The 11,962-nt window shown below is 49.3% G+C and carries 13 protein-coding genes and 1 tRNA gene; 7 read left to right on the top strand and 7 right to left on the bottom strand.

Annotated features, from left to right (window positions below; genetic code table 25):
• Positions 1–222: 222 nt before the first annotated feature.
• Together WC777_00370 and WC777_00365 are read right to left on the bottom strand one after the other, a co-directional pair.
• Positions 223–299 (bottom strand) — tRNA-Val (locus WC777_00370).
• A gap of 35 nt (positions 300–334) precedes the next feature.
• The gene (locus WC777_00365) at positions 335–1,543 is read right to left on the bottom strand and encodes a S8 family serine peptidase (protein ID MFA6023662.1); all 1,209 of its coding nucleotides are present in this window, start codon (positions 1,541–1,543) and stop codon (positions 335–337) included.
• A 200-nt stretch (positions 1,544–1,743) separates the two neighbouring features.
• On the opposite strand from WC777_00365, the gene WC777_00360 reads away from it, so the two are divergent.
• Positions 1,744–2,478: a hypothetical protein gene (locus WC777_00360; GenBank protein ID MFA6023661.1), complete on the top strand. Its 735-nt coding sequence runs from the start codon at positions 1,744–1,746 to the stop codon at positions 2,476–2,478.
• On the opposite strand, the gene proS is transcribed toward WC777_00360, so the two are convergent.
• From proS to WC777_00345, 3 genes are read right to left on the bottom strand one after another with little or no spacing between them, the layout of a single operon-like run.
• On the bottom strand, positions 2,475–3,905 hold the full coding sequence (gene proS / locus WC777_00355; protein ID MFA6023660.1) for a proline--tRNA ligase: 1,431 nt from the start codon (positions 3,903–3,905) through the stop codon (positions 2,475–2,477). The two genes, WC777_00360 and proS, sit on opposite strands and share 4 nt — an antisense overlap.
• Positions 3,906–3,934: 29 nt before the next feature.
• Complete coding sequence (locus WC777_00350; GenBank protein MFA6023659.1) at positions 3,935–5,683, bottom strand: hypothetical protein; 1,749 nt, start codon at positions 5,681–5,683, stop codon at positions 3,935–3,937.
• 11 nt (positions 5,684–5,694) lie between these two features.
• Positions 5,695–6,948 carry a cell division FtsA domain-containing protein gene (locus tag WC777_00345; GenBank protein MFA6023658.1) on the bottom strand — a complete coding sequence of 418 codons (1,254 nt, stop codon included), beginning with the start codon at positions 6,946–6,948 and terminating at the stop codon, positions 5,695–5,697.
• A gap of 100 nt (positions 6,949–7,048) precedes the next feature.
• Here WC777_00345 and WC777_00340 point away from each other — a divergent pair, with 100 nt between their 5' ends.
• The 5 genes from WC777_00340 to rnc all read left to right on the top strand — a co-directional run bounded on the left by WC777_00340 (position 7,049) and on the right by rnc (position 9,604).
• Positions 7,049–7,720, top strand: coding sequence for a Bax inhibitor-1/YccA family protein (locus WC777_00340; protein MFA6023657.1), 672 nt, complete (start codon positions 7,049–7,051; stop codon positions 7,718–7,720).
• Positions 7,713–8,186: a YceD family protein gene (locus WC777_00335; protein ID MFA6023656.1), complete on the top strand. Its 474-nt coding sequence runs from the start codon at positions 7,713–7,715 to the stop codon at positions 8,184–8,186. The genes WC777_00340 and WC777_00335 overlap by 8 nt, the downstream gene beginning before the upstream one ends.
• A gap of 52 nt (positions 8,187–8,238) precedes the next feature.
• Entirely contained in the window at positions 8,239–8,481 is a 243-nt protein-coding gene (gene rpmF / locus WC777_00330) for a 50S ribosomal protein L32 (protein MFA6023655.1), read from the top strand.
• A gap of 63 nt (positions 8,482–8,544) precedes the next feature.
• Positions 8,545–8,919: a transcription antitermination factor NusB gene (gene nusB, locus WC777_00325; GenBank protein ID MFA6023654.1), complete on the top strand. Its 375-nt coding sequence runs from the start codon at positions 8,545–8,547 to the stop codon at positions 8,917–8,919.
• Positions 8,900–9,604, top strand: a complete 705-nt coding sequence (rnc, locus tag WC777_00320) for a ribonuclease III (GenBank protein MFA6023653.1) — start codon at positions 8,900–8,902, stop codon at positions 9,602–9,604. The genes nusB and rnc overlap by 20 nt, the downstream gene beginning before the upstream one ends.
• A 10-nt stretch (positions 9,605–9,614) precedes the next feature.
• Here rnc and WC777_00315 read toward each other — a convergent pair whose 3' ends face one another.
• Both WC777_00315 and WC777_00310 read right to left on the bottom strand, forming a co-directional pair.
• Complete coding sequence (locus WC777_00315; GenBank protein ID MFA6023652.1) at positions 9,615–10,985, bottom strand: hypothetical protein; 1,371 nt, start codon at positions 10,983–10,985, stop codon at positions 9,615–9,617.
• 2 nt (positions 10,986–10,987) lie between these two features.
• Positions 10,988–11,347, bottom strand: a complete 360-nt coding sequence (locus WC777_00310) for an iron-sulfur cluster assembly scaffold protein (protein ID MFA6023651.1) — start codon at positions 11,345–11,347, stop codon at positions 10,988–10,990.
• A gap of 63 nt (positions 11,348–11,410) precedes the next feature.
• Between WC777_00310 and WC777_00305 the strand changes: the two genes are divergently transcribed.
• A complete protein-coding gene (locus tag WC777_00305) occupies positions 11,411–11,962 on the top strand; it encodes an asparaginase domain-containing protein (GenBank protein ID MFA6023650.1) in 552 nt (183 codons plus the stop codon).

Here is an 11,962-nt window from a genome sequence, read left to right as displayed (position 1 = left end):
GTGCCGTTGGATCTTATCCCAAAAATTCAAAAATTCATAACGAGCATCCGTGAACTCCAGGCACGCCTCTTCCCCGACGATCCATCACAGCAAGTTCTTCAGACTAATGGCGACGACAGAAATGGCAAATTGATCCATTCAGCGCTTATGAGGCTATTTGAGAAACTTGCTCAAGCTGACTGAACCTTCAATGCCATACTGGAATGTGCCGAAAGTGAGAAATGGTGGGCGATAGTGGACTCGAACCACCGACCTCCACAATGTCAATGTGGCGCTCTAACCAGCTGAGCTAACCGCCCTCCGTAAAGCGATCCTTTCGGACCGCGGGCCCATTCTACTCAACGATGGGGATGCCCGCAAGTTCTCCCTCCGCAATGGTGGAGCCGGAGGAGTTTTGAAGGGCGCTGAGAATGGCCTCAAAGGTGAGCTCTTCTTCGGTGTGTGGGCTCATGAGGAGGCGAGCCACCGCGGCACTCACAACAGGCGCGGCCTGGGAAGTACCGGTCTTGTACCCATATTGTCCATCGGGCAGAGCGCTGCGCACATGGTAGCCGTAAGCGGCAAGGTCCACCCAGCTTCCATAATTGGACCGTGGCAATTTCACTCCCTGCGAATCCACACTGGCCACAGAAATGCTGTGCTCATATTCTGCAGGGTAAAAACCCGTTTCCGCCGAATTGTTTCCCGCAGCAGAAACCACAATGACCCCTTGATTGTACGCCTGCTCCAACATGGTTTCTAAGGAGAAAGAGGGGGATGCAAGACCAAAACTGGTGTTCATAATTTCAACCTCATCCGCAAGCGCGCGCGCCATGGCTTCCAGCACATTGGAGAGTCGACCGCCATTACTGTCCACAATTTTATAAGGGACAATTTCAACGCCGGGTGCAGCAGTGGCAATGATTCCGGCCACATGAGTGCCATGGCCAACATCATCGTAAGCATCGGTATTGTCCAAAAGGGTGTTCCACCCCTCCGCCACCGTCACTCCCGCAAAAATTTCATGACTTCCGTCCACCCCGCTATCGATCACGGCCACTTGAACGGTCTCTTCCGCCAAATCCACGGAATCTTCCGGGGGGAGGGCTTGCTCTTTTGGAGTGGAGCTAAAAGGAAAGTCCCAATTGTACAAGGGGCTGAATAGTTCCAAATCTTGATCCAATTCCACTTCTTCAAACTCAGGGATGGCCAATTGATAGGTGTCTCCAAGCACTTGAAGCTCCGCGTCTTGCAGGGATTCCACAGGTTGAAGCAGCAGCAGACCATTGCCATCTTTCAGGCTCACCACCAAGCCGCGAGCGTCCACGGGAGGATGAGCATCCAGGAAAGCATTAGCCTGCAAAAGCTCGCTCACCAGTTCAGACTTTTCTGTGGTCAAAAGGTCCGTGGCCACCATTTGGTGTTCCGCGTTCAAAGACTTTAAAGTTTCCAAAGAAGAGTCGGAAAAATACTCCGGTCTCTTGTTGGCTTCCAAAGCGCCCAAACTGAGCGCGAGCACGGTAACCACAAGGAGCGGGAGGAAGGAATACCAGGTGTTTTTCATGCCAAAAGCATATCGAAAATAAAAAGACTAGACAAGCTCCGGATAATTGTATATAATTGACACTTATTTGACATACAGTCAACTAAGCAACAGGTTACTTATGGTTGGAGAGGGCTCTTCATGGCGTGGAGGGGGCCCTCTTTTTTATATTCCCAAAGAGCCTAAAATAAGGTAAACTGTTAAAGACAACATAAACGAACATGGCAGACGACAACCAAACACAAGGCGGAGCATATATGGGAGGATTTGCATTCGACCCTTCTCAAGGAGGAGGATTTGCAGGTGGGGTGAACCCGGCTACTCCGGTACCCCCAAGCTCGGTACCCCCAAGCCCGGTAACGCCACCACCAGTTCCAGTGACTCCGGCAGCGCCAGTGGCCCCGGTTGCTCCAGTATACCAAGCTCCAACGCCACCCATGGCTCCGGCAACCCCGGTGTACCAGGCGCCAATGCCCCCTCCGCCACCGATGGCCCCAATGGCCCCCATGGCAGGGATGGGAAATCCTTATGGAGACAACGCAGGTGCGGCAGGAGCGGGTGCACAACCCCCTTCCGACCCCAATTATTTATTTGGGGAACGCATGAAATCGTTCACCACCACGGTAAAACTGCCTACGCACAGCCTCAAATTCGACGAAGATCGATTCCTCAATCTTTTGGCCGGATCCATCTCACTGACGAAAGATGAAAAGAAGAAAATCGTCGATTCCATTCCAAAATTAAGACAAGAGCAGGTGGATGAATTGATACGAATCTTTGAAGAAGAACGAACCAAGTTCATCGAATTGTCCCCCAAGCACGGCACTCAGCTCAAAAAGTTGGAAGAAGAGCACGCCGCCGACTGGAAAGACATCGAAATCGCCATCAAAGCGGAAGCAAAAGGGCAGGAAGATCAAGGCAAAGCAGATGAAATCCGAAAACAGTTGGGGCTTTAGTACGCTCGTGCAAAGTACACCATTGTGTCCGTCTTTTTTCCGGTGAAGATGCAGTCGCGGGGTTCGGGCCACTTCTCCTCAGAAACAACGCGGATGGTGGCCTTGGTTTTTTCTTGAATCTTTTTCTCATCCTCTTCCGTTCCGGCCCAGGCGGCTTTTACAAAGCCGCCCTGCTCATCCAATAGCTTCACCATTTCTTCTATGCTCTCCGCCTCGCGGATATTGCTAGCCAAATGTTCCTGCGCTCGCTTGAGCATCTCGCCTTGAATATTTTCCAAGATAGCCGGTATCGCGGCTGCCAAACCAGCCAAATCCATCGAAGATTTTTCACCATCATCCCGTCGTGCCAAAACAGCCTTTCCTTCCGCCACATCCCGAGGCCCAATTTCAACTCTGAGCGGCACCCCTTTGAGTTCCCATTCGTTGAATTTGAATCCGGGACTCACGGTGTCTCGCACATCGCTGCGCACTCTCACGCCAAGGCCCTTGAGCTCGCCGCTCAATTTTTGCACCACTTCAAGTACCTTTGCCTGTTCTTCTTCATTCTTCCAAATAGGAACAATAACCACCTGGTACGGAGCAACTCTTGGAGGGAGCACCAGACCTTTTTCATCTCCGTGACACACAATAAGGGTTCCAATAATACGAGTGGAGAGCCCCCAAGAAGTTTGCCATCCATACTGCATTTCGCCCTTTTCATCCTGGAATTTAATGTCGAAAGCCTTGGCAAAAGTTTGTCCAAGCAAATGCGAAGTTCCGGCTTGAATCACTTTTCCATCCTTGGCCAAAGCCTCGGTGGTTCGGGTGTAATCTGCGCCCGCAAAAGTTTCTTTGGGCGATTTGGTACCGGTCAAAACGGGGAGTGCCAAAAAATCACGATCAAAATCTTCATACATTTTAAGCGCTCGCGCCACCTCGGCTTCCGCCTCTGCTTTTGTGGCGTGCACAGTGTGACCCTCTTGCCACAAAAATTCCGTCGTCCTCAAAAAAGGCCGCGTGCGCATTTCCCAGCGCACCACATTGGCCCACTGGTTGATGAGCAAAGGGAGATCACGGTAACTCTGAATCCACCCGGAAAAAGTATCGTACATAATGGTTTCCGAAGTTGGGCGAACCACCAAAGGTTCAGCCAATTCTTGACCTCCACCATGAGTCACCACGGCACATTCCGGCGCAAAACCCTCCACATGGTCCTTTTCTCGAGTCAATAAACTTTGAGGGATGAAGAGCGGGAAATAAGCATTTTGCACGCCCGCTTCTTTAATACGGCGATCCAGCTCGCCTTGGATGAGTTCCCAAATGGCATAGCCATAAGGTTTAATCACCATGCAGCCCTTCACTCGGCTGTGCTGAGCGAGCTCGGCATGATCCACAACATCAATATACCACTGTGGAAAATCTTGAGTTTGAGAAGCAATTTTTGCCATAAAGTGAACCCGAAGGCTTTGCAAAGAGTTTACTCAATTCCCTCTTCTTCGGAAAGAGATTTAATTTTAATATTCTCCGGCAGACTCGAAATGGTGGGGGACCACACCGGCCAGACGCTGATCTCCACACTGTTCACTTCAGGCAAGTTTTGAATGTAGGCCTTGGCTTCTTCAATCGATCGTCCGGCAATGTGTTCCTTTATTTTTTCAGCCAATTGATTGCCTCCTTCAAGGTCAGGATCAATTTCATACTGCTCAATCCCTTGAATTTGAGCCGTGATTTTAAAGCTTCCTGCGCTCTCGTTAAGTTCCAAAACCTGTAGACTGATGGAATCTTCATCCACCGAAACCAGGCGTTTCCCCGGTGTTTTAGCACTCACAATTTCAGCTCTTAAAATACTAAAAAGTTCATCCTGTCGGTAAGCAACGCCTGAAATAGTCATGGTGCCCGTTACCTCAAAAGAATCCTGTTCCTGGCCCACCAAGGCATAAGGCAAAGAAGCCAGCACAGGCCCGTAATTCAGCGCGTCGGAAGTTTCCAACAGTTTAAGTTGCAGGCCTTGAGCATTGGACTCCGCAAGCACCTCTTTTCGCAAAGCCGCCACCGCCTTTTCATTCAAATCCTTTTCGATTTGAGCTTGAGCGGCGATCAAATCATTCTCGGTGATTTGCACGCGGGAAACCGTTTGTCCCCCCGTCATGGCATCGTAACTTTCTGCATACACTTCATCACGGCTGTCTTCTTTAAGTCCGGGTAAAAAGAATTTACTTGCGGGGATATTGCCCCGTTCCCCAACCGCCACGCCATTGGCATCCAAGGGGTCTGCAACCACAAAGGCCACCAAACTTCCCGGTCCGGCACTGCTCGCCGCCGGGACAATGACTTCCGCCTGAAGCCTAAATACGATGCCATCTTCCGTTTGGAAGCGAGTCTCCTTCACGAGCGGGCGTTCAATGGAACTGGTATTGAGGATGGTGAGATTTCCGGAGGCATTGCTGCTTTCATCCGTGATGAGACCTGTTGCAGGATGCGTGAGGGTGTATTCCACTTCAGTTTCCACCGTGTACGCTTGGAGACTGCGCGGATCCGAAGGATTGGGCTCCAACACAATATTCACCGCCTTGCTGATCACATTGGAGGCGGGTTCAATCAAAACCGTGGCCCCGGGGAGGGCGATGTAGGCAATCAAAAAGAAAACCAAGAGACTCGAGCCCAAAAGCCCAAAAACCAAGCGGCGTTTCCCGGGGGTGAGATACAAATTGAGAGGCCGTGCCCCCAATCGATTCTTTTTAAGGTCCGCAAGATACGAACGAAGAGAGAAGCCCTTATCCTTATTCTTCAAATTCCGAACCACTTCAAAGATGGAGGATTTCTTTTTGGGAAGCCGCGAAGGGAGTTCATCTTCCACTTCATTTTGTGCGGCAGCGATGGGCTTGAGCAGCGCGGACTGAGGGTCTTTCTCATCTTTTTTATCCGTATTATTCGCCGCTTCATCGATATTCCAGTGGTCAAAAACTTTGATTTCCGCCTGGTGAGCCAATTTCATCCCATTCAGATCATTGGTGATCACCGCCACTTCTTTTCCCATCTCAGCCAACCTTTGTTTAAGGATTTTGAGGTTCACAATGCTTTGCAGCAAAACCGCGCGTTTGGGGACCACCAGATAAACTTCTTTATAAGGGAGTTTTTCAACGCGTTGAAAAAGGGAAGTGATCTCCTCATCGATTTGGACAAAGAGGATTTTCTTTTTGGAAATTTTTTTAATGTTTTCAGACATAGTGTGGAGAATTAGACTTGCATAAGGCGAACAACTTTCTGGAGCATTTTGGTGAGCAGTTTTTCTTCACTCATGATTTCCATTCCGATGGAAGCCAGCGCCATGGGCGTAATGTCGGCGGGGGAGTCCAGTTGTTTGGTTTGGTCTTTAATGTGCGAAATGTTCTTAGGAAGAAGATACTTCACTTGGGGCTTTCGTGGAAACTTCAAATTTTTATACCAGTCGGAGGTCTCGAGGCCCTCTTTGAGGAGCGGAAGCAAAGAACCCCCTCCACAAAGATAAAGCGTAGGGGGGAGGGAATCCAGCTCGGAGAATTCTTGAAGACTAAAATAAACACCGGAGAGCCAAATTTCTGTGTCGGAAGCCAGCGCCTTGGCCACAATGGTTTGGGATTGATGCTCGAGTTGATTGTTGGAAAACGCAATTTTAACCTCTTCCGCTTCGTCATGAGAAACATTTAAAGCTTGAGCCAGCCTTTTGGTGAAGGATCGTCCCCCAAGATTGAACATTTTAGTCCCAATCACGCTGCCATCCACGGTGATCGCCAGGTCCGTGGTACCTCCACCGACATCAATAAAAATACCGCTGTAGCCTTGGAGTTCCGTACCGCCCAAGAGTCTACCCACCGCGTACGGTTCGGCCATAATGGCCAAAAGTTCTTTGTCCAATTCCGCGCTGATGGTTTGCAGAGCCCCATAATGCATCAAAGGGGAGAAGGCATTAAAAACACTCATGGTCACTTCTCTGCCTTGAAACCCGATGGGGTTCGAAACCTTATATCCATCAATACGCGTGTCCACAATCGCCGCATGCACAAGCTTCACATCAATCTCATTGAAGCCGGTTTCATAGGCCAAATCTCCGCGCACCCGTTCAAAGGCCTTCCACTGAACCTTGTGAATGATGTTTTTCAGTTCTTCTTGCTGCACCTTGCCGCCGGGGTCCTTTCGTTTATAAGTCACCATGGAGGTTTCTCCTTTAATCAGTTCGCCCGCAATACCCATAATCAAGCTCTGCGGGGCACAGCCGGCCATTCGCTCGGCATCCCGCATGGCTTCGTGGCAACGATCCACCACTCCCGCGATGTCCGTGATGGCCCCTTGCTCCATTTCTCCACTGCTTTGTCGGCGAACGCCTTTGCCCAGCACTTCCACCTCTTTCCCTTGAGCCATACACACCAGCACTTTCACAAATTCCGTGCCGATGTCCAAGACGGTGAAGATGCGTTCTCGTTTGGGCCCCAAATTGTTTTTTAAACCAAACATGGCGCTAGTCTAACCAATCTGGTGTCACGCTGCAAATCAATCCCTTTCTTGTAAAAGCCCATGAGGCTTGTTAAAATGATGGCCCTTAAACTTCAATCAAATGAGTCCATTGGAAGGCATCGCCACTCAAACTCGGTCCAGCGACTTCTTCAATAAAGTGATGGCGTGGTTCGGTCTCTCGATTCTGGCCACCGGCGCAGGAGTATATTTGGGATTTCATACCCTTTTGCCCATCTTCGCCAAAAATCCCTCCTTGATGTTTGGACTTTTCATCTTGGAATTGGGACTTATTCTCACCTCTCGCTGGTGGAGCACCAAAAAACCGCTCAACTTCGTGCTTTTCTCATTGTTCACCCTCTCCAGTGGAATCACCGTTGTGCCCCTTTTGGCAAGTTTTGCCGCAGAATTTGGCGGTTTCGACATCATTTACCGTTCGCTCTTCACCACCACGCTTACTTTTGCGGCACTGGCCGTGGTCGGCTTGACCAGCAACCGTTCTTTTCAAGGTCTCACGGGCTTTCTCTTTGTGGCCCTCATTGGAATGATTCTCACCGGGGTGCTGGGTATCTTTTTACCCTGGGGCAACACCATGGAAATGGTCTATTCGGGTGCGGGAGTGCTGATTTTTTCACTCTACGCCTTGGTGGACATTCAAAGGCTCAAAACCATGCCCGATGAAGGCGCGGTACAGGCCGCCATTGCTTTATATTTAGACATATTCAACCTCTTTATTTTCATACTGCGCCTCACCGGCGCCCTTCGTCGTGATTAAAATTGCACAAATTTACAGAGCCGTTACCGGGGCCAGGGAGCCCTTTCATTTGGAGTTCAAGGCTGAAGATTTTAATATTCCGGAGATCAAGAGTGACATAATAGTGGAGGGGCAGTTCATGCGAATGGAAGAGGGAGTGATGATGATGATCGAAAAAATAGAGGCAACGCAGAGCACCCTTTGCTCCAGATGCGCCAAACCCCTTAAAATTCCCCTGGAGTTCACTCCTTCGGAATGGCTTTTTTATGAAGAAAAACCCCACGAAGACGATGATGAAGACGAAACCCTTCTTTTGGACAGTCACCGTTTGGAATTGGACCCCATGGAACCTGTTCGTCAGGACCTTCTCTTGAACTTACAAGCCATCCCCCGCTGCAAGAAACTCTGCGCAAAATTTGAAGAGTCCAAGCCCGAAGAAGAGAAAACCATCAAGGCCTTAGCGGGATTAAAGGACATGCTCTCTTAAAGGAAGCACCTAAATCTCTTGCATTTCCATCAAAATCCTATAAAATGCGCCCATGGCAAAACATGCAGTTCCAAAAAAGAAGCAGTCTACAACCCGTTCGGGTCGTCGCTACCACACATTCGAAAATCTGACGCGCATCAAGCTTGGACGGATGGCTCAAATGACAAAATGTGAGGCATGTGGAGCTGCAAGAGTGGCACACAAGGCATGCACGGCTTGTGAAACTTACCGAGGAAATTCTGTGAGCAACAAGAAGGCTGCTCAGGAAGCAAAAATCACCAAGGTTAAAGCCTAGTTTAATCCGTTCTTTAATGTTTTCAGCATGGCCTCAAAACGCCATATTCTCAGAGCTCTAGTCATGCAAACGGTGTTTGCCTGGGAGTTTCGAGGGGGCGATGCGCAGGCTGTTTTGTCGTATAACCTGGTGAACGGCGGGCATGGAATGGAAGATCAGAGTTTTGCCCTCCAATTGCTCGAAAAAGTCATGGCTCATCGCGAAGAACTCATGGAAACCATTAAAACCTACGCTCCGGAGTGGCCTTGGGAGAAAATTGCACCCATAGATCGAGCCGTTTTAGAGGTCGGAGCCTGTGAATTGCTCTTTGATGAGGAAATCCCCAATTTGGTGGCCATCAATGAAGCGATTGAACTGGCCAAGGAATTTGGTACAGAAAGCTCTTCAAAATTTATCAATGGTGTATTAAGCTCAATACATGAAGACAACAAGCATTAAAAAACACTCCGAACTGGAGCAAACGATTGGAGTGGAATTTAAAGATAAAGATCTGCTCACTTTGGCCTTTGTCCACAAGTCCTTCATCAACGAACACACGGAAGAAAAGGAATACAACGAACGGCTGGAGTTTTTGGGCGATGCCGTTTTGGAGCTTTCGGTGACTCAATTTTTGTACCACAAATACCCGGATCAGCCAGAGGGTCAGCTCACCAGTTGGCGCAGTGCGTTGGTGAAGGGAAAAAACCTCGCCAAAGTTTCCAAGAGCCTTGGGCTTGGGCAATTCTTACTGCTCAGCCGTGGGGAAGACCTCTCAGGAGGCCGCGAGAAGGAATATATTTTGGCCAATACTTGTGAAGCACTCATCGGCGCAATCTTTTTGGATCAAGGCTTTGAGGTGGCCAATCAGTTTATTTTGGATCGCATTGTGGTGATGCTCGATGAAATCATCGCCAAGGGTTTGAATGTGGACGCAAAATCCAGGGTGCAAGAGCTGGCGCAGGACAAATTCAATCTCACTCCCACTTACGAACTTTTAAACGAAGACGGTCCCGATCACGACAAAAAATTTGTGATGGGCATCTACTTTGGAAAAAAACTGGCCGGAGAAGGCAGCGGTCAATCCAAACAAGAAGCCGAACAGGCCGCCGCTCGCAATGCAATGGAAAGGGAGTCTTGGAATTAGGCCAAAGCCTCTAGGCCATCTTAGGCACCAAGAGCTCCGTTCGCTGTGAGCCCACTTTGAGGAGTCCGATGGGGAAGTCCAAATGTTTTGCAAAGTACACACCTTCTTTGGTTTTGGGAAGGATGAGGGGCTCATGCTTCATGGCTTTTTCCATGTCTTCTTTGCTGAGTTCCACAATGTTTTTCCGTGCAAGTCCGGTCAGGAAAACAGCGCCTTCATGGCTGGGTTTCATCTCCTCATTTTCATAAGTTTTAAGCGCGGGCAGCGAGAGGGAGAAGCCGGGGGGAGGGGGAACGCGCAGCAGATCTTTGCAGACCAAGAAAAGGTGATGTTCGTAAGGAACCCATTCCGCATTCAAAGGGGGGATTCCAAAGTGGTTTTTAAGGAAATCATCATAAAGTTTTCGTTCGTCTTTTTTAAGCACACGAAGGCCGGAATGCGCTTGTGAAGGAGCCAAGTTTTGAGAAACGGTTTTGGTGAGCACCACGCAAAAGAAACCCTTGGTCCCCGTTTGCTGCGGCCAAAAACGAATGCCCTGTAAATCTCCCACTTGCTTGGGGATTTTAATCTTCTTTTTTTTCAGCTCTTGCAGGGCGGACTCATCGAGGGCGGCCTCTGGATTTTTATCCAAAAAGTCTTTCAGCACTCCATCATTTTCCACGGCATTGAGCGCACAGGTGGAATACACCAATCGGCCGCCCGGCTTGAGCATCAAAAAAGCTTGTTTCAAAAGTCCAAATTGGAGTCCCGCAAAATGTTTAAGCGCTTTTTTATTCCAATAATCCGGTTGGCCTTCCTTGGTCACAAAAAGCCCTTCGCCGCTGCAGGAGGGGTCCAAAAGAATGCGGTCGAAGAGTTCCGGGTAGAGCCCGGCAAGTTTAGAGGCGGGGAGTCTGGATATGTAGGCATTCATAATGCCCAGACGGCTCAAATTGGAGCGCAGTGCTTTGAGGCGATGCGTGTCCATATCGTTGGCCACCAGAACGCCGGTATTCTGCATGCGCTGCGCCATGTGCGTGCTTTTTCCTCCGGGTGCGGCCGTGAGATCCAAAACAAATTCACCCGGTTGAGGATTTAAAATTTCCACGGCAAACATGGAGGCACTGTCTTGCGGATAAGTGAAGCCCGCGTGGTAGGGGAGTTTGAGCGCCCATTCTTTCCCACTCCCGGTGAGTTCCAGTCCGTCACTGGAATAAGGGCTGTTTTTTACCGTGTAACCCTGGCTTTTGAACCAGGCGGCAAGCTGCTCTTTCTCAATCTTCAAGGTGTTGACCCGTATGCTCCGAGGGGCCGTCAGGCCACTCTCTATTGTACAAAAAAATTGTTCAGCCTCCGTCTCTCCAATCAAAGCTCGAAAATAATCTTGGAAGGTGCTTTTCATCTTTATTTAAGAGCAGTGAGTAAAGTTTCCAGTGAAAGTGTGACGCATTTGACCCGTGCCGGCCCCAGTTGATCGATGCCAAGCCATTCATACAAATCTTCTTTTTCAAGGTTTTTAGCGTTCTTCGTGGTCTTTCCCTTGATCTCTTCGGTGAGCACACTGGCTGCCGCAATGCTGATGGCACAGCCTTCTCCTTCCCATTGCGCCTGCGCAATTTTTCCATCCTTCACAAGCAAGTAAATGCGGAGATGGTCTCCACAAGTGGTGTTCACCCCGCTACCGGTGAGTGTGGCTGCGGGCATTTCCCCGCGGTTGAGCGGATTCTTTGCCAGATCAACAATTTGTTCTGCATAGAGGTCCATGGCTGCCACTTTAGCACGAAAAAAAGATCTGGTCCCATCAAAAATAGTGAGTAGAATGAGCTCATGCATCATCCTATTCGAATTCTGTGCGCCGGAGGAACCTTCGAGAAGAAATACAATGAAATTCCTCAAACCCTGGTGTTTGAGGAATCACATCTTCCGGAGATCTTGAGTGTGGGGCGTTCCATGCTACCCGTTGAAATTGAAATGATTTTTCTAATGGATAGTTTGGACATGACGGATGAACATCATCTAAAGATTTGCGAACGGGTAAAGGCCGCACCGGAAAAACATATTGTGGTGACACACGGAACCGATCGAATGGTAAAAACAGCCACTTTTTTGGAGGGTCAAGTGCAGGATAAAACAGTCGTTTTTACAGGCTCCATGATTCCTTACGAATTTCGAAACTCCGATGCCGAGTTCAATATGGGTTGCGCTCTGGCCTTTGTTCAGGCCTTGCCTCCTGGCATTTATGTCACGATGAATGGTCGAGTCTGGCCACACAACAAAGTAAGGAAAAACCTAGAGACCGGGATTTTTGAGGGATTAGAGTGAGAAAATTTTCGCTACGCGGAAACAATCAGTTGCGTCATACGATGAGCTATCGTATAA

This window comes from Candidatus Gracilibacteria bacterium (genome assembly GCA_041661045.1).
Taxonomy (GTDB): domain Bacteria; phylum Patescibacteriota; class Gracilibacteria; order UBA1369; family 2-02-FULL-48-14; genus 2-02-FULL-48-14.
This window is presented reverse-complemented; position numbering and strand designations above follow the sequence as displayed.